Annotated in this window: 17 protein-coding genes and 1 tRNA gene; 9 read left to right on the forward strand and 9 right to left on the reverse strand. The window is 70.2% G+C overall.

All coding sequences use genetic code 11. The annotated features are described in order from the left end of the window. Window positions 1-65 precede the first annotated feature (65 nt). Entirely contained in the window at window positions 66-983 is a 918-nt protein-coding gene (locus WME73_RS33675) for a TIGR01777 family oxidoreductase (RefSeq protein WP_437740445.1), read from the reverse strand. Window positions 984-1111: 128 nt separating this feature from the next. On the opposite strand from WME73_RS33675, the gene WME73_RS33680 reads away from it, so the two are divergent. After that, a complete protein-coding gene (locus tag WME73_RS33680) occupies window positions 1112-2206 on the forward strand; it encodes a hypothetical protein (RefSeq protein ID WP_437912179.1) in 1095 nt (364 codons plus the stop codon). An 82-nt stretch (window positions 2207-2288) separates the two neighbouring features. On the opposite strand, the gene WME73_RS33685 is transcribed toward WME73_RS33680, so the two are convergent. After that, window positions 2289-3062, reverse strand: coding sequence for an acyl-CoA desaturase (locus WME73_RS33685; RefSeq protein ID WP_437740447.1), 774 nt, complete (start codon window positions 3060-3062; stop codon window positions 2289-2291). 170 nt (window positions 3063-3232) lie between these two features. On the opposite strand from WME73_RS33685, the gene WME73_RS33690 reads away from it, so the two are divergent. Further along, a complete protein-coding gene (locus WME73_RS33690; RefSeq protein WP_437851471.1) occupies window positions 3233-4009 on the forward strand; it encodes an NTP transferase domain-containing protein in 777 nt (258 codons plus the stop codon). 15 nt (window positions 4010-4024) lie between these two features. Here WME73_RS33690 and WME73_RS33695 read toward each other — a convergent pair whose 3' ends face one another. Beyond that, complete coding sequence (locus tag WME73_RS33695; protein ID WP_012238709.1) at window positions 4025-5014, reverse strand: D-cysteine desulfhydrase family protein; 990 nt, start codon at window positions 5012-5014, stop codon at window positions 4025-4027. A gap of 143 nt (window positions 5015-5157) precedes the next feature. Beyond that, on the reverse strand, window positions 5158-6978 hold the full coding sequence (locus WME73_RS33700; protein WP_437912180.1) for a hypothetical protein: 1821 nt from the start codon (window positions 6976-6978) through the stop codon (window positions 5158-5160). 228 nt (window positions 6979-7206) lie between these two features. On the opposite strand from WME73_RS33700, the gene hutH reads away from it, so the two are divergent. Then, complete coding sequence (gene hutH / locus WME73_RS33705; protein WP_437912182.1) at window positions 7207-8751, forward strand: histidine ammonia-lyase; 1545 nt, start codon at window positions 7207-7209, stop codon at window positions 8749-8751. A 107-nt stretch (window positions 8752-8858) separates the two neighbouring features. After that, window positions 8859-9206, forward strand: coding sequence for a hypothetical protein (locus tag WME73_RS33710; RefSeq protein WP_231864341.1), 348 nt, complete (start codon window positions 8859-8861; stop codon window positions 9204-9206). A 205-nt stretch (window positions 9207-9411) separates the two neighbouring features. Here WME73_RS33710 and WME73_RS33715 read toward each other — a convergent pair whose 3' ends face one another. The 4 genes from WME73_RS33715 to WME73_RS33730 form a co-directional block, all read right to left on the reverse strand. Beyond that, entirely contained in the window at window positions 9412-9612 is a 201-nt protein-coding gene (locus WME73_RS33715; protein WP_272095040.1) for a hypothetical protein, read from the reverse strand. A gap of 422 nt (window positions 9613-10034) precedes the next feature. Beyond that, a tRNA-Leu gene (locus WME73_RS33720) sits at window positions 10035-10117 on the reverse strand. Window positions 10118-11101: 984 nt separating this feature from the next. Continuing rightward, a complete protein-coding gene (locus WME73_RS33725; protein WP_437740452.1) occupies window positions 11102-11548 on the reverse strand; it encodes a hypothetical protein in 447 nt (148 codons plus the stop codon). A 105-nt stretch (window positions 11549-11653) separates the two neighbouring features. Next, window positions 11654-12568: a LysR substrate-binding domain-containing protein gene (locus WME73_RS33730; RefSeq protein WP_437912183.1), complete on the reverse strand. Its 915-nt coding sequence runs from the start codon at window positions 12566-12568 to the stop codon at window positions 11654-11656. An 88-nt stretch (window positions 12569-12656) separates the two neighbouring features. Between WME73_RS33730 and WME73_RS33735 the strand changes: the two genes are divergently transcribed. Further along, window positions 12657-13748, forward strand: a complete 1092-nt coding sequence (locus WME73_RS33735) for a peroxiredoxin-like family protein (protein ID WP_437912184.1) — start codon at window positions 12657-12659, stop codon at window positions 13746-13748. A 462-nt stretch (window positions 13749-14210) separates the two neighbouring features. Here the strand turns inward: WME73_RS33735 and WME73_RS33740 are convergent, their stop codons facing one another. Continuing rightward, window positions 14211-15290 carry an AAA family ATPase gene (locus tag WME73_RS33740; RefSeq protein ID WP_437912186.1) on the reverse strand — a complete coding sequence of 360 codons (1080 nt, stop codon included), beginning with the start codon at window positions 15288-15290 and terminating at the stop codon, window positions 14211-14213. Window positions 15291-15872: 582 nt separating this feature from the next. Here WME73_RS33740 and WME73_RS33745 point away from each other — a divergent pair. The 4 genes from WME73_RS33745 (at window position 15873) to WME73_RS33760 (ending at window position 18966) form a co-directional block, all read left to right on the forward strand. Beyond that, the gene (locus WME73_RS33745; protein ID WP_437912188.1) at window positions 15873-16019 is read left to right on the forward strand and encodes a hypothetical protein; all 147 of its coding nucleotides are present in this window, start codon (window positions 15873-15875) and stop codon (window positions 16017-16019) included. Window positions 16020-16625: 606 nt separating this feature from the next. Continuing rightward, window positions 16626-17135 carry a hypothetical protein gene (locus WME73_RS33750; protein WP_437912189.1) on the forward strand — a complete coding sequence of 170 codons (510 nt, stop codon included), beginning with the start codon at window positions 16626-16628 and terminating at the stop codon, window positions 17133-17135. Further along, window positions 17132-17854: a hypothetical protein gene (locus WME73_RS33755; RefSeq protein WP_437912191.1), complete on the forward strand. Its 723-nt coding sequence runs from the start codon at window positions 17132-17134 to the stop codon at window positions 17852-17854. The genes WME73_RS33750 and WME73_RS33755 overlap by 4 nt, the downstream gene beginning before the upstream one ends. After that, on the forward strand, window positions 17851-18966 hold the full coding sequence (locus WME73_RS33760) for a hypothetical protein (RefSeq protein WP_437912192.1): 1116 nt from the start codon (window positions 17851-17853) through the stop codon (window positions 18964-18966). Before WME73_RS33755 ends, WME73_RS33760 begins: the two co-directional genes overlap by 4 nt. Window positions 18967-18977: the final 11 nt, after the last annotated feature.

Below are 18977 nucleotides of genomic sequence, written 5' to 3' on the forward strand. Positions count from 1 at the left end.
ACGGCGGCCGGAGCGCGGCCGCGCCCGGGCGCAGGGCGGCCAGCGCTCGGCCCGCGCGCGGGCGCTCAGCTGCGGAGGATCGACTCGAGCGCGGGCACGATGCGGGCGTAGCGGAACTGGTATCCGAGCTCTTCCGCCCGCCTGGGGTAGACGCGCTGCCCGGTGGTGACGATCTCGGCCGCGTCGCCCATCCCAAGCTTCACCACGGCCTCGGGCACGCGGAGCCACGACGGCCGGTGGAGCACCGCGCCGATCGCCTGCGCGACCTCGTCGCCGGTCTGCGCGTGCGGCGCGGTCATGTTGAAGGGGCCGCGCACCGCGTCGTTGTCCAGGGCGAGCAGGGTCATCCCCACGACGTCGTCGCGGTGGATCCACGAGATGACCTGCTTGCCGTCGCCGACGGGCCCGCCCAGGAAGAACCGGAAGGGGGCGATCATCTTGTCGAGCGCGCCGCCGCCCTCGCCGATCACGACGCCGATGCGCAGCTGCACCGAGCGGACGCCGTGCTGCTCCTCGACGGCGCGGGCCGCCTCTTCCCAGCGGACGACGACGTCGGCGAGGAAGCCCTCGCCGGGCGCCGCGTCCTCGTCGAGCACCTTGTCGCCCGGCTGCGGGCCGTAGTAGCCCACGGCGGACGCGCAGAGGAACGCGCTCGGCTTGCGCTTGGCCTTGCCGATCGCCTCGCCCATGAGGCGGGTCGTGTCGACGCGGCTCCTCAGGATCTCCCGCCGCGCCTCCTCGGTCCACCGCTTGACGATGGTCTCGCCCGCGAGGTGAACGACCGCGTCCACGCCGTCGACCTCCTCGAACCACGGCCCCGGGGCGTCCGAGCTCCACGACACGACGCGCGCCCCGGGCAGCGCCGCCTGCGTCCGCGCCACGTCGCGCGTCAGCACCGTCACCCGATCACCCCGCGCGAGCAGATCCTTCACGAGACCGCGCCCGATAAACCCGCTGCCGCCAGTGACAAGAACCGTCTTCACGCGATCTATCTATCACGGCTCGGACGGAGGCGGGGCTTCCCTTCGAGCGCCGCCCAGGGAGCGCTCGGACGGCCTGCAGCTGTCCAGTCGTGACGCCGAGCGCTGGAGACGGTAAGACCCCGGACGTGATGGATGACCTAGAGACCTTCAAGAAGCTTCCTCTCGGCGGCCTCGATCGCCGCGCGCTCGTGGGCTCGCTGGCCGAGCACGGCGCGCGCGTGGCGACCGAGCAGCTCGCGGCGCACCGCGCCCGTATCAGCCCGGCGGGCACGCGCATCGCGCCGGACACGGCGGTGCTGATCCTGGGCGGCTCGAACGGCATGACCCGGGCGCTCGCCCTGCAGCTGCTCTTCGGGGAGCGGGCCGCGGTCTTCGCCGTGCACTTCGACAGCGAGAAGATGCAGATCGGCCCGCACCACGTGAAGGCGATCTCGGACGCGGCGGAGGCCGAGGGGCTCACCGCGCGCTTCTGGAACAACGACGCCACGAGGCCGCAGGTGATCGACGAGGTCGTCGCCGCGCTGAAGGAGCGGTATCGGGCGGTGCACCTCGTGAACGGCATCGCGGCCGGCGCGATGAAGCGGTACGCGGAGCACGGGCCGACGAAGGTGAAGGACCTCGACGTCGCGTTCGATCCGGTGCTCCAGATCCCTGATTTCTCGCGCCCGGAGAACATCCGCAAGCTCGGCCTCGTCGAGGTGGACGTCGCGAACGAGGCGGACATCGAGCGGACCAACAAGTTCATGGGCACGTCGTCGCTCTTGTGGGTCGAGCCGCTCGCCGCGGCGGGGCTCATCGCGAAGGGCGAGAGCGTGGTGTCCTTCTGCGACTACGACTACCCGAGCGACGATCCGGTCTACGCGATGGGCCCGCTCGCCGGCGCGAAGATCCTCCAGCGCAAGACGATGGCGGAGATCCGGGAGCGGTTCGGGGCGAAGACGGCGCGCATCTGCTATCCGGCCCTGGCCACGACGGCGCTCGGGGCGATCCCCGGCGGGCTGCTGATGTACGGGCTCAGCACGCAGATCTTGAAGGAGCGCGGGCAGTTCAAGGACGTCATCGATCTCGCGGGCGAGACGATGGAGATCTGGCGTCCGAGCTGGGACGGGAGCGATCTGCGGGTGGACGCGGCCTACCAGGCGTGTCTGCCGGAGTTCAACAAGCGCAAGGAGCAGATCGGTCCGAAGGACGTCCCCGGCGCGTTCCGGCAGCTGTTCGCGTGAGCCGTTGCGCGCGGGGCCTCGGCTCCGCGCGCCGCGCTTCACGGCCGGCCGCGCTGCGCGCGCGGCCGGCGGCCAGTCATCCCTACCCTTCGGCCTGCGCGACCTCGGGCTCCAGCCGGGCGACCTGGCGCTTGTCGGACATCCGGATGATCCCCACCCAGGCAAGCACGCGGATGACCTGATACGCGGGGTCGATCTCGAACCATCGCACCGCGAAGTTCGGGCTCATCGCGTACTTGTGGTGGTTGTTCTGGAAGAGCTCGCCGAGCGTCACGAAGTCGAGGACCAGCGTGTTGCGGGAGTCGTCGTCGCTGTTGAAGTTGCGGTAGCCGTAGCGGTGGCCGCACCAGTTCACGATCGCCCCGTGCAGCGGGCCCATGGTCCAGTGGAGCGGGAGGAACAGGAACTGCCACCAGTGCGAGGCGAAGGCCACGTAGAAGAGCACGTAGCCGGTGCCCCACGCGAGCCGGCCGATCCACGCGTTGCCGATGCGGTCGAGCGTGGGCCACTCGGGGTAGCCGCCGAGGAAGCGCGGCTCCACGTCGGCCGTGCGGTCGTAGATCGCGTCGTAGCGGTGCGCGGTGTCCAGCATCATCCGGACAACATTCGAGTAGTACCGCGGCGAGTGAGGATCCTTCGGCGTGTCGCTGTACGCGTGGTGCATGCGGTGCAAGATCGCGTAAACCCAGGGCACGAGGTACGACGAGCCCTGCGTGAGGTACGTGAGGAAGTGGAAAATCCGCTCCCATGGCTTCGACATCGTGAACATCCGATGCGAGGCGTACCGGTGCAGGAAGAAGGTCTGGAAAAAGACCGAGAGCGTAGAGTGGGCGATGAGGACGATCGCGATCTCCATGTTCGCGTCCTAACCCGGTGACGCGCGGCAGGGGGTCAGCTCACGGTCACGATTCCGTAACGGGCGCCGGGTCCGCGCGGCCGCGGGTCGCTTCTATGTCCGCGGGATTCCCCGTGATTCTCTGTGATTGTCCGTGATTGATCGAGTCCGTTCATGGTAACAGCGGTGTCGTGAAGGCCGTGATCATCGGGGCGGGCCGGGGCAGCCGGCTGCGTCACCTGACCGAAGAGCTGCCGAAGACGCTGGTCCCGATCCTTGGGCGCCCGATGCTCGACGGCATCCTCGAGGCGCTCGCCGCGGGCGGCTTCCGGCGGTCGGATATCGTGTTCGTCTGCGGCTACAAGGCCGACGTCATCCGGGCCGCCTACCCGGATCTGACGTACGTCGAAAACCGCGACTGGGAGCAGAACAACATCCTTCTCTCGCTCCTCTGCGCGCGCGAGCACCTCGAGGGCGGCTTCGTCTCGACGTACGCCGACATCGTCTACCGGCCCGAGATCGTGGCGGGGCTGGTCCGCTCTCCGCACGACATCGCGCTCGCCTGCGACACGGACTGGCGGCGCCGCTACGTGGGCCGCTCGCAGCACCCCGAGACCGACGCCGAGAAGCTCCGCGCCGGCGGCGCCGGGGGGGATCGCGTCCTTCAGATCTCGCGCCGCATCCCTCCGGAGTCCGCGACCGGGGAGTTCATCGGGGTGATGAAGCTCTCGGCGCGGGGCGCCGGGCAGTTCCTGGCCGCCTTCGACGCCGCGCGCGACGCCTTCTCGGAGCGGCCGGAGTTCCGCGAGGGCCGCACGTTCCAGCGGGCCTACCTCATCGATCTGCTCCAGCACATGATCGAGTCCGGCGCCGACCTCCACAAGCTCGACACCCACGGCGGCTACATGGAGATCGACACCCTGGAAGACGCGTCGATGGCCGACGCGTGGTGGCGCGGCGCGCCCTGAGGGCTCTGCTCTGTTCTAGAGGGCGTCGGCGAAGGTCGCCCCTTGGGCGAGGAGGCCGGGGAGACCGCCGGTGTGCAGGAACAGCACCCGCTTGCCCGAGAGCTCGCCTCGCTCGGCCAGGTCCCAGAGCCCGGAGAACGCCTTGCCCGTGTACACGGGGTCGAGGACGAGACCCGACAGCCGCGCCACCTGGAGGATCCGCGCTCGCTGCTCCGGCGTGGACACCCCGTAGGCAGGGCCCTTCGCCGAGTCGTCGATCACGAGGTGGGCGGGCGAGCCGAGGCGCGGCTCGAGCGCGCGCGCGTCGTCCATGATCCCGACCACGATCCGCGCGAACGTCGCCCTGTCCTCGCAGACCGCCATCGAGCGCACCTCGCCGGCGACCTCGTAGCGGGCCGCGCCGAGCGCCGTGCCCGCCGCCGTCCCGCCCGAGCCGCACGCGTGCACGATGACGTCGAACGGCTTGCCCCCCGCGAGGCCGAGATCGAGCTGCTTCCGGATCTCCTCCATCGCGCGCACGTAGCCGAGCGCGCCGAGGCCGTTCGAGCCGCCCTCGGGGATCACGTACGGCCGGCCGCCCGCCGCGCGGATCTCGGCGGCAGCCTCGGCCATCAGGGCGCCGCGGTCCCTGTACGCCTCGGGCGAGATCAGCCGGATCTCCGCGCCGGCGAGCCGGTCGAGCAGCACGTTGCCCTCGAGCGGCGCGGCCGCCGACGGATCGCTCGTGCGCAGGAACAGCACCGAGCGCAGGCCGAGCGAGGCGCTCACCAGCGCGGTCGCGCGCGCGTGGTTCGACTGGAGGCCGCCGCAGGTGATCACGCAGCCTGCGCCCTCCTCCCGCGCGGCGGCGAGCAGGTACTCGAGCTTGCGGATCTTGTTGCCGGCCTCCGCGCCCGCCGTCATGTCGTCGCGCTTCACGTAGAGGTCGACGCCGAGCGCCTCGGCGAGCCGCTGCGGGCGCTGGATCGGTGTCGGAAGGTGGCTCAGCGCGAGTCGTTTGCGCATCGTTTCTCCCTGCTGTCTGCCAGGGGCGCCCGCTGCTGCGCGCGGGCGGGCGGCCCTCGCAACCGCCCTCTAGCACCCTGGGCGGCCCTCGTCTGCTGTGTCCCGCGCGAGCTCGACCGAGGGCCCGGCGCGCCCTGGCCAGCTCAGTGGATCACGCCCAGCTTGAGCGCGAGCAGGTACTGATCGGGGAGCTCGGCGCCCGCGGCGTCGTCGAAGGCGCCGCCCGGGAACAGGACCCCGGCCTCGGTGCCGAACTGGAGGGTGACGAGCCTGCCCATCGCGATGCGCGCGTCGACGCCGAGGTCCAGCTCGACGCCGAGATCGCGGCGGCGGCTGTCGCCGCCGTCGTAGTTGGCCAGGCTGCCGCCCGCCCGCGGGGCGCCGTAAGGATCGACCAGATCCGAGGTCGCCTCGGCGATGACCGCGCCCGCCTTGAGGTCGAGCCAGCGCGCCGGCCGCACGAGGATGCGCGGGTTCACGTAGGCGGCGCCGGGCACGCCTCCCTTGGACGGCAGCGACCTGATGCCTGGCTCGGGGGACGCGGCGAAGAGCTCCCGCTCGGCGATCGTGGCGGCGCGCGCGGTCTTCCAGGCGAGCACCTCGTCGAACAGGAGGAGCCCGACGTTGTGGCTCGGGTCGAAGGTGAAGCGCCGCGAGACGCCGTCCGTCGGGTCGTCGTCGCCCGAGGCGTAGCCGGCCTCGATCTCCGTGACGACGCGCCCCCACCGCCCGCCTGGCCGCCCCCCGCGGCCCGCGACGTGCACCGCGCCGAGCGTCGCCGCGCCGCCGACCGAGCGCACCACCACGGGCGAGCGCCCGAACCCGTGGCCGGAAGGCGGCGGGGGCCCGCTCGGGGCGAACGAGGCCGACCCGAGGATCACCGCGGCCTCGAGCTCGCCGTAGATGTGGGCGCCGCCCCCCGGCACCGGCGCGTTGAATTTGCCTGCCACGTCGAGGATGCCGGCCGTGAGCACCTCGTTGAACCGGGCCGAGCTCGTCTTCGCGCGGCGCTCGCGCGCCTGCCGCCGCATGGCGCCGTAGATCCCGATCTCGCCGTACCGCTCTCGCCAGAGCGCGGACACGACCGCCTGGACGGCGCGATCGCCCTCGCCTTCGTCCTGCCCCTCGACGTCGTTTCCGAGCAGGTCGGCCGCGTTGTCCTCGAACACGAGGTCGGCCGCGACGGTCACGTGGAGCGGCCCGCCCTTCCCCATCGGCGTGGCCGCGAAGAGGACGCGTTCCATGAGCGATCCGCGCTCGTGGTCGCCGAAGACGCTCGCGCGCTCGCCGTCGTTGACGACGAGCCCCATCCCCCAGTGCGCGCTCTGCTGGCCCACCCGGACGACGCCGAGCGCCCACGGCAGCTCCAGGTAGAGGGTGCGCGGGTGCACCTCGTACCACGCGAGGGCGGCGCGCGCGTCGCGCACCTGCTCGACGTCGCGCGTGGTGTCCCCGGCGATGAGCCCCCGGACGACGTCGATCTGCGCCACGATCGAGGCCTTGTCCTTGAAGTGGAAGCGCGGCGAGAGGCGCAGCCAGTGGGCGATGTACTGGCTCTGCCCGAGCGTCGCCGCGCCCGGCGCCGACAGGGGCGGCGCCCGGAGCGGCAGATCGCTCATGGCGCGGTAGCGGAGCTGGTACTCGCCCTGCAGCGAGAACGTCGACCGGGTGGGATCCGGCGGGGGCGGCGGCTTGCGGCCGGTGTCGAGCACGAGCCGCTCCTCGAAGTCGTCGATGGCCGGCGCGGCCGGCGCGACCGGCGGAGAGCCTCGCCCTGCGCTCTCCCCCTCGGCGGGCTGAGCGCCGCTCGGCGAGCCTTGCCCGGAGCTCGCTCCCTCGGCGGGCTGAGCGCCGCTCGGCGAGGCTTGCTCGGTGCTCGCTCCTTCGACGGGCTGAGCGGCGCTCGGCGAGGCGAGCGCGACAGCAAACGCAAGGGGGGCGAGGGTGACAAAGGCGAAGCGCATCGGAAGCAAGCAGCCGCTCACCAGCGCCCAGCCGGGAACGCGCGCCCGAAGGATAGGCGGATCGATCCCCGCGGGGCACTGGATTCTTCCGCCAACGGCGCGCAGCTGGCTTTTCGCGGGGCATCCGCCGCTCTAGCGTGCGCCTTCGTGACCCTTTCCACGCCGAGCGCCGCCGCTGGTTCTCCTTCTTCGCCGCCTTCGTCACCTCCGTCAGATCCGTCACGTCCGTTGCTCCTCGGCCGAGCGCTCTCGCTCGCGGATCTCGAGGAGGTCGCGCGGCGCGGTCGTCCGGTGGCGATCTGCGCCGAGGCGCGCGAGCGGGCGGCGGCCTCGCGCCGGGCGATCGACGCGATCGCGGCGGCGGGCGACGCTGCGCCGGCGGTGTACGGGATCAACACCGGCTTCGGCGCGCTCGCGGAGACGCGCATCGCGGATCACGACATCCGGGCGCTCCAGCGCAACCTCGTGCGGAGCCACGCCTGCGGGGTCGGGCCGGAGCTCGGCGAGGCCGAGGTGCGCGCCATGATCGTCCTGCGCGCGCAGGTGATCGCGCTGGGGCACTCGGGGGTGCGCACGGAGGTGCTCGATCTGCTCGCCGCCCTGCTCGAGCGCCGCGTGAGCCCGCGCATCCCAGCGCAGGGGTCGGTCGGCGCGTCGGGCGATCTGGCGCCGCTCGCGCACCTCGCGCTGACGCTCATCGGCGAGGGGGAGGCGCGCTTCGAGGGGCAGCTCCTGCCGAGCGCGGTGGCGCTCGCGAAGGCCGGCCTCGCGCCGATCGAGCTCGCGGCGAAGGAGGGGCTCGCGCTGATCAACGGGACCCAGTACATGACCGCGCTCGGCGCGCTGGCGCTGCGGGACGCGGCCGCGCTGTGCACGGTCGCGGACATCGCCGGCGCGGTGAGCCTCGAGGCGCTGATGGGCTCGAAGCGCCCGTTCGACGAGCGGCTGATGCGCGTCCGCCCGCACCCGGGTCAGGCCGGCACGGCCGGCAACCTGCGCGCGCTTCTCGGGGGCAGCGAGATCATGCAGAGCCACGCGGACTGCCCCAGGGTGCAGGACGCCTACTCGCTCCGCTGCATGCCCCAGGTCCACGGCGCGACGCGCGACGCGGTCGCCTGGGCCGCCGAGGTGCTGACCCGCGAGGTCAACAGCGTCACGGACAACCCCACGGTGTTCCTCGGGGATGGGGCGGATGGCGGCGCCGAGCTGATCTCGGGCGGCAACTTCCACGGGCAGCCGGTCGCGCTCGCCCTGGATCTCGCCGCGATGGCGGCGGCGGAGCTCGCGAACATCAGCGAGCGGCGGGTCGAGCAGCTGGTCAACCCCGCGCTCTCGACCGGGCTCACGCCGTTCCTGGCGCCGCACAGCGGGCTGCACTCGGGGTTCATGATCGCCCAGGTGGCGAGCGCCTCGCTGGTGAGCGAGAACAAGGTGCTCTGCCACCCGGCGAGCGTCGACTCGATCCCGTCGAGCGCCGGCCGCGAGGACCACGTGAGCATGGGCAGCATCAGCGCCCGAAAGCTCGCGCAGGTGATCGAGAACGTCCGGAGCTCGCTGGCGATCGAGCTCATCACGGCGGCCCAGGGCGTGGACCAGCGGCTCCCGCTCCGCCCCAGCGCGGGCGTCGCCGCCGCCCACGCCGCCATCCGCCGCGTGGTCCCCGGGCTCACCGAGGACCGCCCCCTCTACCGCGACATCGCGGCGGCCGCGGAGCTCATCCAGAGCGGGGCGCTCATCGCCGCGGTGGAGGAGGCGGTGGGGCCGCTCAACTGATTATTTCTGTTACTGAAGTTACATCTGAGACGATTTAGAGGAAATCTTACGCGAGATAAGGGAATGCGATCGGTCCATTGCGGGGCGAGTTGCTGTACATTGGCTCAGTGCCGATTCCGGTCAGCGTCCCGCCGTTTCCCTTCGATGCCGTGCGGGATCTGCTCGGGGTGGTGCGGACGATCTACGCGGCGGCGAAGGAGGGGGGGTCGTCGCGGGAGGAGCTCGCTCGCATCGCGCAGGTGGGCAAGGAGCTGAGCCGGGCGCTGGATCTGGCCGGGTCGCCCCAGCAAGGGGCGTCGGGTCTGTCGGCGGCGTGGAAGGTGGCGGACAGGGCGATGCTCCAGGTGAACGACCTGGTGGATCCGCTCACACCGGCGGCGCCGCTCCTGATGGCGGCACGGAGCCGGGTGACCGGGAGCCGGCTGACGCTGCGGAGCAAGCCGCAGGGGCGGTAGGCGGCTGGGGAGGCGGTGGCCGCGGGGCGGTGACCGCCGGAGGTGGGGGGCGATAGGCCGCTGGGGGCCGCTTTCGAGAAGGATCAAACCCCCGGAGCGCGATTCTCCGATCGGTGCGGAGAACTGCCGTCTTGCCAGGAGCGGGAGAGGGAGAGGGACAGTGTCGGCCAGCGTCCTTCCGTGGCCTACTGTGGGGCTGGAATCGTCAGCTGCGACCGAAGAACCTGCGGCCACGCGACCGCTCGGCGTCGCGCCGGATGCCCTGCATCACCACGCGGATGAGCTCACGGTTGTAGGCGCGCCTGTCGTGGCGCTTGTGCTCGGGCAGCTTGACGCCCAGAGCGTGCGCGAGACGTTCTACGTTCTCTACCTTCGCCTCACGCAAACAGTCGATGTCCAGATCCATGGAGTGGCGCTCCCATTACTCGAATCCACTCGGCTTGTCGAGCCCAGAAGACACGAGGGTGGCTGCGCGCCGCGTCCCATCGGGCTCCCGCCGGACCATCGCAAGCTCCCATCAGACCGTGACGGGCATGGGGCGTCCCGGGCACGTCGGCGCCACGAGGCGCGGTGCGCGACCTGGTCCCGTTCGAGGCGGCCAGCAGCACAGGTGAGCCACCGCTGGGCGCGAGGTCGCCCCGACGCTCCCGCCCGGTTCCCCACACCACGAAGCGCGCTGCGCAACATCGGGCAACTGCGGAGGGTGTGAGGTTCCGGGGTGCCGGTGCGGGTTGAAGCTCAATCGAGCAGGCGGCTCCCGGTCGATGGGGGTACCGCGGCTCCAGATCGCATCATCGCCCGCCAGCTCGGCGCGCCGCACTTACGAGGTAGCCCCGCCCGGACTCGAACCGGGACGCCCGCGAGGGCCGCGGATTTTAAATCCACCGCGTCTGCCATTTCGCCACGGGGCCAAGACGTTGATATTACTTTGATTTTTACTTTTTGGGACCCGCGTTCTCCCTCTTCTGTGCGGTTTCCTGTGCCGTTTCCGGCGAGCTCGGGGATCGCCTGGGCGAGGGAAGCTAGCTCGCCAAGGCCCAGCTCTGCAAACGTCCTGGCGGCTCGGCGGTATCTCTGGATCATCACGCTCGATCGATGGCCAGTTCTGTCGGCCACCCAGGTCTCGCTGCGGCCGTTCGCCAGGGCGACCGTGATGAAGGTTGAGCGCGTGTCGTGGGCGCGGACCTGCGGTGCCCAAGCGCGCGGGTCGTTCGTCTTGTTCTTCTCGAGGCGCAGCGCGCCGCGGTCGCGGTCGACGTCCTGCACCTGGAGGCGCGCTGCCTCGCTGATGCGCGGGCCCTCGCGGTTCAGAAAGCCCCAGAGGACGCGCCAGCACAGCGGGATCGCGGAGCACGCCAGCAGGCGCGCGTCCCCGTCGGGGTAGAGACAGGCCTTCGCCTTCGCGGGGCCGAGCTTCGGGAGGAAGCCGCGGGGAGCGGGTTGGTCGCGAGGAGACGGCACGGGAAGACGGCCATCGCCATGAGCCGGTGGAGAAGCTGCGCGATGTGGCGGCGTGACGCGGGGGACATCGGCGGGAGTGCACGCATGACGCGCTCGGCGTCATCAAGCGTGAAGGCCGCGACGGGGACGTGGCCGGCGATCGGGTAGATGTGGCGGTCGACCGACGTTCGACGAGGATACGCTGGCGCGCGTCGTTCGCGCACTCGGAGGCGTGCGAGGATCCCGGGCCGCGTCTCGATCTACGTCGCCACCGGAGACACTCGACTTGCGCCGCCCGCCTCGGGCTCTCTCCGCCGCCTGCCTCGGCGGCGCGCGCTTTTTACTGCGTGGTGGAGACGGATGGAGTCCTCCGCAAGGAGGAGTTGATAGACGCGCTTGCGACGATTCGCGTGCTCCTTGAGCCGCCGATGACTCCATGGGGCATCGCTGCTCATTCAGCAGGGGAGCGTGAGGCATTGCCACAAGGCGGTTCCCGTCTCCGGATTCAGCGCGCACGTGCAGCGCACGGAGGTGCAGCCGGGCGCCTTGGGGCACTCGAGGCCGACGTGCTCCGGACACGCCGTGCCGTCCAGCATGAGCAGCTCCTCGCTGTCGGTAGGGCACACGAGGGGCTGACATGCGGCCGGCGTCGTGCAGGACCACGCGCCGCCCGCGCTGCCGGAACCACCCGCCGCGCCCGCGCCGCCCGACCCGCCGGCGCCGCTGGAGCTGGGCGTCATGCCCGCGCCGCTGGAACCGCCCGCCGCGCCCGCGCCGCCCGCCGCGCCGGCGCCGTCGGAGCCGCCCGCTGCGCCAGCGCCGCTTGTCGTTTCACCGCTGAGATTCGAGGATCCGCAGGCCGCTGAAACACTCAACGCAAGGAGGAGGAGCCAGGAGCGCATGCCCCTACCGTAGCAAGCGGAGCGTCCCTCTCCGAATGCAGTGTGCGTTGCTACCCAGACGACCCAGGTCGCCGAACCGCGCTCACCGCTCACCTGGTCGCCGGATCATCGCGTGGAGCGCCGCTTCGCCGCGCCGTCGGGCGCGAGGGCGCGGCGGAGGTGATCGGTGAAGGCGCGCACCTTCGGCAGGACGTGGCGGGTCGGGAGCGATACGACCGAGATCGCGACCGCATCGCACGCGGTGTCCGGGAGCACTTCGACGAGCTTCCGCGCCTTGCCCGCGCGCGCCAGCATGAAGTCGCAGAGCCACGCGAGGCCGGCGCCCTCGATCGCCAGCTCGATCAGCGCCTCGCCGTCGTCGACGACGATGCGCCGCGTGGGCGCGATCTCGCGCACCTTCACGCCGTCGCGGAGGCGCCACGGGATGAGCCGGCCGTGCAGCGCGTACCCGAGGCGCACGTGGCGCTCGAGGTCGTCGACCGTGCGAGGCCGGCCGTGCTCGCGCAGGTAGCCGGGCGCGCCGCAGACGAGCATCCGAGAGCGGCCGACCGGGCGCGCGATCAGACCCGAGTCCGGCAGCATGCCCATCCGGACCGCGACGTCGATCCGCTCCGACGCGAGATCGGCTGGGTCGTCGCGCAGCACGAGCTCGACGTCGACGTCGGGGTAGCGCTCGGCGAAGCGCGCGAGCACCGGCACGATCACGTGACGGCCGATCACCGTCGGCGCCTCCACGCGGAGGAGCCCGGCCGGTCGATCGCGCAGACCCGAGGTGGCGCGCTGCGCGTCGTCGAGCTCGCGCAGCGCGGCGCGGGCGCGCTCGAAGAACGCGCGCCCTTCGTCGGAGAGCGTCACCGCGCGCGTGGTGCGGTGGAAGAGCCGCACGCCGACCTCGCCCTCGAGCTGGGTGATGCGGCGGCTGAGCGCGGACGGCGTGACGCGCAGCCGGCGCGCGGCGCGCGTGAAGCTCCCGAGCTCCGCGGCCTCGACGAACGCTTCGATCGCTGCGAGCCGGTCCATGTCGCACCTCGATTGATGCGTATCATGCACGAAAGTTGTTCGCCTTCGGCGATGGTTTGCGCCGCGCGCACGAGCCACGGTGCTCTGCATGAGCACCGTGAACGTCGACGCCACCTCTCCCAGCCCGCGCGCCCGGGCGGTCACCATCGGAGCGATCACGACGCTCGTCGCGACCGCGATCCACCACGTCTACGGCGGCGTTCGGTACGCGACGCCGTGGCGCCTCCACGGCGCCGCCGTCGCGCTCGCGCTCTGCGTCCCCATCGCGCTCGCGTACGCGGGGTACCGGCGGAGCCCGGGCACGCGCGCCGGCCGCATCTCCGGGGGCTCGCTCGCGGCGCTCGCCCTCGCGTTCCCGGTGACGTCGATCGGGCTCTTCGAGGGCGCATACAACCACCTCGCGAAGAACGTCCTCGTCTTCGCGGGCGCGCCTCGCGACCTGCTCCTCCGGATGTTCCCGCCGCCCACCTACGAGCTCCCCAGCGATGCCTTCTTCGAGATCACCGGCGTCGGGCAGATCGTCCCCGCGGCGATCACCGCGATCGCGGCCCTCGGCCTGATCAGCGACCTGCGCCGCCGTGTCACGAGGCTCGCGCCCGGGGCCGTGCTCGGCGCGCGCGAGCTCGTGGGCGTCCACGGCGAGCGGATCCGCATCCCCGATCCCACGCGGATCGTGCACCTCCAGCTCCGTCGCTTCGCGGGCTGTCCGGTGTGCAACCTCCACCTCCGCTCGATCACCGTCCGTCACGACGAGATCGCAGCGGCCGGGATCCGCGAGGTGGTCGTGTTCCACTCGAGCGCCGACGAGCTCCGGCTCCACGCCGGCGGGCTCCCCTTCGCTGTGGTGCCCGATCCCGAGAAGCGGCTGTACGCGGAGCTCGGCGCCGAGCCGTCGCTCCTCTCGGTGTTCGATCCGCGCGTGTGGCCCACCATCGTCCACTCGGTGGCGCGGAGCGCGATCGCGATCCTGCGCGGACGCGAGCGGCCGCCCGCGCGGATCCCGACCGGCGGTCGCTTCGGGCTCCCGGCCGACTTCCTCGTCGCGCCCGACGGCTGCGTGCTCGCGAGCAAGTACGGCGAGCACGCGGGCGATCAGTGGTCGGTCGACGAGGTCCTCGCGCTGACGCGTGCGCCTGCGGTGTCGAGCATGCGCGCGGCCGCCGAGGTGTGTGCGCGGTGATGGAGCACCCGAGGGCTCGGCCAACGACAACCTCGACGGTCTGCCGGCACAAGCTCGGGTGCCGTCGCCCAAGGCGCCTCCCGGCCCGCCTCGGCCGCCTCGGCCGCCTTTCTCGGGGGCGCCGGCATTGCCGCCCGGACCGGCCTCGCCTGTCCAGATCGAGGTGTCGCGCACGGTCAGCTTGGCGTGAAGCGCGATGATGCCGATCGTCGGGTGTCCGTTCTGGCCCCCTCGGCCGCCTCGGCCAGCGCAGCCGCCAGCGCCCCCGGAGCCGCCGCTGGCGCCTCCCTTGGACGCCGCATCGCAGACGGCGAGCCCGCCCCGACGACCGCCTCCGCCGCCGCCGCCCTGGGCTGTCGAGCTCGGCCACTTCGCTGCCCTCCGCTTGACGAGGAAAAGAGATCTCCTCCCCCCGCGCCGGCTCCGCTCGCAGGGCTCACCCGGGGGCGGACGTCATTCATTCTACGCCGCGCCGTGCGCCAGCACCGTCTCTCCACCATCCTTGTCAAGCTCGATGAGCCGGCAGGGGGTCGCCTTCCGGATCCGCTCTGCCAGCGGGCGGGAGTGCGTCGTGATCCACAGCTGACTCCGGGATGCCGCGTGCACAAGGAGATCCCCGAGCGGCCCGAGCAGATCCGGATGCAGGCTCGTCTCTGGCTCGTTCAGCGCCAGCAGCAGCGGTGGCCTCGGGCTCAGCAGCGCCGCCAGGAGGCAGAGATAGCGCGCCGTGCCGTCCGAGAACTCGCGGGCGTCGAGCGGCCGCGACATCCCTGGCAACCCGAGCTCGACGCGGAACCGACCCTGCGTCGAGGAGACCTCGAGCGACGCGCCAGGGAACGCGCTGGAGACGGCATCCTTCAAGGCGCCCCGGTCGCCGATATCGAGGATCGTCGCCAGCGCAGCGGCCAGATCGTGGCCATCGGTGCTGAGCACAGGCGTCCGCACCCCGACCTGCTCGACCCGCAACGGCGCGCCGGAGTCGGTGCGGAAGTGGTGATAGAACCGGAAGTTCATCAGCTGTTGCCGCACCACCGAGAGCAACGGAAAGCGGTGCGGCTCCACCACCTGCGCCAGCACCGACTCCGAACCCCAGAGCGAGAATGGAAAGGTCACGCGGTGGCCGTCCGCGTCGCGCACGAAGGCCGAGCCCGCGGCCCGCTCCAGCATCGGCAGGCGGCGGCGCTTGTCGAGCAACCAGAGGTTCTCTTCCTTGATGTCCGGGTCCAGCTGGAACGGCCCTCCAGGCGGCGGCGTCAGTCCGCACTGAAGCTCATAGACAAGCTGGTCCAGCCGCACCCGCAGCGTCATCCGCACCGGGCCTTTGCTGCGGTAGCCGGCCCAGAGCACCGAGGGCATCCCCCCCTCCTCGGCCAGCGTGCGCGCAAAGCTCCCGCTCGCCGCGGCGCCGAGCAGCACCATGGTGCGATAGAGGTTGGTCTTGCCGACGCCGTTCGGTCCGACGATGACATTGACCTGCGCCAGGGGGAGGGTCAGCTCGCGGATCGAGCGGTATCCCGCGACGTGGAGCTCCTGGACCGTCATCCCGTCCAGGATAGCCCAGACGGGTTCGTTTCGGCATCGACCGACGGGCTCCTTCCCCCGTGCGTAACACGGCGGGCTGACCGTCAGGTTCCGGGAGATGCAGAATAGCGTGCCTCCCTCGGCGCCCTCTCGCGCCTGCCTGTTCACGTCTCCGCGCGACCGGCTGCGCTCGCACGCGACGTCATATGGCCGAGTTGGGCGCGCGGACTGCGAGGAGCTCGAGGCGGCTCGGCGGCGCGTCCGTGGCGGCACGAGTCGGGGAGAGCGCGGGCGGCTCGAACCTCAGCAGGGGATCGTCTCCTCCAGGTAGAAGCGCCGCGCGAGCTTGAGGCCGTCGCCGTCCACTGTCCACCTGGTCGAGCTCGAGGCCGTCGCCGGTGAGCTCCTCGAGCGCGGGACCTGCCGCCACGGCCTGTAGAACGGCCCCGGGTGTCGAGGTCGACGCCCGCGAGCACGCGATCACGCTGGCGTCGTACATGGCGCCGGAGCAGATAGCGGGGCCGCGGCGTCAAGGAACACCGCGGCGGGATCCGCACCTTCCGGCGGACCGAAGGCGGCGGTTGATGAGAGGATGGGTGCCTGATGAAAAGAGCGTGTTCTCCCGGGTGCGGCGCGGTGGCCGTCTCCTTTAGCTCCGATCCCTGGGATTGGGTGTGGGTCGGCGTGGTCCTGCTCGTGCTCGTCGGCATCTGCACCGCGCTCGTCCGCCGCTTCCGGCGCCGTCGCTGACGCGGTAGGCCGCCTGCACCCCGTAGGGGGCGTTGCTCGCTTGGGACGGCGCCAGGCGGGCGAGCAGCCGCGGGGTCGAGCTGGACGCCGGCGAGTCGGGGCCCTCGCGATCCACCTGGCCGAGCTCGGGGCCCTCGCCGGCAAGCTCCGCGAGCGAGATCTCGGCGCCGCGGCCTGGAGTGGTGCTCATGGATCTCCGAGCGGCTTTCCACCTTGCCACCATCAGGCCCTTGGGCGCCGTCGTGGAGTTCCAGGCGCGCCACCGTCGGCGCCCTCTCGCCTCTGCCTGTTCACGTCGGTACGCGATGGGCTGCGCTCGCGGACGACGTCGTGCAGCCCAAGCCGCGCGGCAGCCAGCGCGCTCGCACGGCGACCTGCACCGGCAGCCGGCGCCAGCAGGTGGACGAGCACTCGAGCCGCGCAGGCAGCTGCGAGTGCTACACGCTCTGGACGGAACGATCTGCGTCCATTGTGGTCCTCTCGTCTTGATTCCGTTTGACGCCGGATCCCTGTTATCAGAAGAACCGCCCCCGTCGCCACGTTGCTCGTCCGTTGCGGAGAGGGGAGAAGGGGACGATGGGCACAGGAAGCCGGCGGATCCCATGGGTGGTCCTGCTCGTCACCCCGCTCGTCGTCGTACCGACGCAAGGAGAGGCGTCCGAGTTGAGCGCCGGTGTGAGCCTCGGATGGCTCCAGGCCGGTACGATTCCACGCCTCGCAGTGGGGCCGCATGCGGGCATATCGTGGCTCATCCAGCGAGACATCCTGTTCACGGTGCACGACCTGTGCACGATCCTGCCCCCGATCCAGGAGGACGGGCTCGGGGTCTACAACCAGACCTCGGTTGACATCGGGTACGCGTGGAAGGACGGGAACGTCAGCGCAGGGCCCTCGGCCGCGTTCTACTTCATGCCGGCGTGCGGCGTCACATTGTGCGGCCGCGTCGGTGGCTTGGCCGTAGGCGGCCACGCGCAAACCAACGCGTACGTCGCCGGACCGCTGGGGGTGTCGGTGAGCGTCAATGTGGATTGGGTCGGTCGGGGCAGTCTGGTGCTCCCGGGCTACGTGTCCGTCGTGTTCGTTGCTGGTCCTGTGCTTCGATGGAGTGAGAAATGAACGCGAGAAGAGTTCTATTGTTGATCTTGGTCATCGCGGTTTGGGCGCTGGCGGCGTGCAACTGGACATTCGGCGACTGCTATCCTGTCGAGGAAAGGACTTCGGGGGCAGGGGCCGGTCCAGGCTCGGAGCCCCGCCCCATCTTCACCTCCTCTGCATCCGGTGACTTCGGGGCCGACCCGCAGGGTGGCGGCGAACGCAAGATCGCGTGCAACGAGTCGGACCTCGAAGACGAAGAGGAGAAACCGAACGACAGCGACAGCGACAGCGACAGCGACAGCTCGGAGAGGCCGACAGGTAGCCCGACGAGCCCGCCAGATCCCTGCCAGCAGAGCGGCGCTCCGACCATGGGGTGCGCGTCTATAAGGTTCAAGCCGTCGGATTTCAAGTTTGTCACAATCGTCGCCGATGATGGAACTGACAAGGGAGGTGGTTGGCAGGAGGCAAAGTCTGGACTAGTCATCTTCCTAGAGTCTGGCGCAGCAGCGTGTTTTCTTCGCATTGGGATGCCTATACGAAATAGTCTTTGGGGGTTCATCTCGGCTGACAATGCAGCGATGTACAGCGCCGAAGTGACGAACTCGGTGGCAAACGAGATGGAGCACACAGGGCGTTTCGCGCTGCCACCTGGCATATTCTGCTCAGAGTTTTTCACAAACGTAAAAGAGGTATTCGGAAAGCAATACAAGAACCTTGGCGCGGTGGTTAACAAATCATGAGGCATACAATCGGCCAACTGCTGGAGATCGTCTACCGGTATTACCCCCGTGGGATCGAGGGCCCCGACCCGCACCAATTTTGGCAGGACGATTCACACGGCGAACAGACGGAAGAACACGCCCGGCTCGTGGCCGCGCGGATCCAAGCATCGAAGGACGAACGCTGGCATGCCATGCGGCGTCGCATTTCAGAGCGATTTCCTGACCTGCCACTCATGAACCGATCACTCCACCTCCCTGCCGGCGGCTGTGATGCATGTTATTCGTTCACAGTCGATCTACCGAACGCGCCCGACCGTCGAACGCTTTGGTTTCACGTGAGCTTCCTGGCTCCCTACTATGTCGTTTACAGCTATCGCACGATCGATCTTGTTAGACCGCCTGTCGGTTTCGTGGTTCCGCATGGCATTAACTTCTCCATTTCACGAAGTGCTTTGGGTCCCGATCTCGTACTGAATCCGGATGATGAGAGGCTACATAGCGCGACCGTCACACAACATGAGCGCACCTTCGATCTGGCGCCCAACGAACGGCCTTACGCGACGTGGATTGCCCATGAGATCGAGTCGACCTTCGGAAGTGAGCCCATGCCACCGGAGGTGGGTACCACTCTCGTGCCGGACGTGGTGGTTGGGATGCGCGGTGCGACACTCTACGATTGCCTTTTCACCATAGATAGTCAGTGGGTGGAGCCGTCGCCGCCCGAGAGGGGGGCGGTTGTGACGCTTGAGCCGAGCAGCTTAACAGATCGGTTCATTACGGTGCTTACCGTGCTCCATGCGCACTACCAGATTGGAATAATGCTCGATTTGCCCAGGATGATTCAGAAGCTGCCGGAGCAATATCGACAGTCGTTTGGGCTTTATTGGTCGGCGTCTACAGACGGCTTCCTGCACAAGGACAAAATGCTAGAGGAGCTTGCGCGCATGCGTCCGCACGACGAATCACCGAAGACTCTCCGCGCCATGGCGGCCAAGCGCGAGCTCGAAGCGTTGGTCGCTTCGTGGGACGGTGAAGGCGAGCCGCCGGCCGCCATGGTCGCTTGGGCCTCCAGCTTCCTGGCGAGTTGGCCCGTGGACTCGGTCGCCGATCTCCGCGCTGATCTCCCATGACGTGACTTCGG

It is taken from the genome of Sorangium sp. So ce302 (genome assembly GCF_051530145.1).
GTDB classification, from domain to species: Bacteria; Myxococcota_A; Polyangia; order Polyangiales; family Polyangiaceae; genus Sorangium; species Sorangium cellulosum_B.

Coding starts and splice junctions, on each gene's coding strand:
- WME73_RS33680 (WP_437912179.1), top strand. CDS start 1,112: ATGGATGACCTAGAGACCTTCAAGAAGCTTCCTCTCGGCGGCCTCGAT.
- WME73_RS33685 (WP_437740447.1), bottom strand. CDS start 3,062: ATGGAGATCGCGATCGTCCTCATCGCCCACTCTACGCTCTCGGTCTTT.
- WME73_RS33695 (WP_012238709.1), bottom strand. CDS start 5,014: ATGCGCAAACGACTCGCGCTGAGCCACCTTCCGACACCGATCCAGCGC.
- WME73_RS33700 (WP_437912180.1), bottom strand. CDS start 6,978: ATGCGCTTCGCCTTTGTCACCCTCGCCCCCCTTGCGTTTGCTGTCGCG.
- WME73_RS33715 (WP_272095040.1), bottom strand. CDS start 9,612: ATGGATCTGGACATCGACTGTTTGCGTGAGGCGAAGGTAGAGAACGTA.
- WME73_RS33725 (WP_437740452.1), bottom strand. CDS start 11,548: ATGCGCTCCTGGCTCCTCCTCCTTGCGTTGAGTGTTTCAGCGGCCTGC.
- WME73_RS33730 (WP_437912183.1), bottom strand. CDS start 12,568: ATGGACCGGCTCGCAGCGATCGAAGCGTTCGTCGAGGCCGCGGAGCTC.
- WME73_RS33735 (WP_437912184.1), top strand. CDS start 12,657: ATGAGCACCGTGAACGTCGACGCCACCTCTCCCAGCCCGCGCGCCCGG.
- WME73_RS33740 (WP_437912186.1), bottom strand. CDS start 15,290: ATGACGGTCCAGGAGCTCCACGTCGCGGGATACCGCTCGATCCGCGAG.
- WME73_RS33745 (WP_437912188.1), top strand. CDS start 15,873: ATGAAAAGAGCGTGTTCTCCCGGGTGCGGCGCGGTGGCCGTCTCCTTT.
- WME73_RS33755 (WP_437912191.1), top strand. CDS start 17,132: ATGAACGCGAGAAGAGTTCTATTGTTGATCTTGGTCATCGCGGTTTGG.
- WME73_RS33760 (WP_437912192.1), top strand. CDS start 17,851: ATGAGGCATACAATCGGCCAACTGCTGGAGATCGTCTACCGGTATTAC.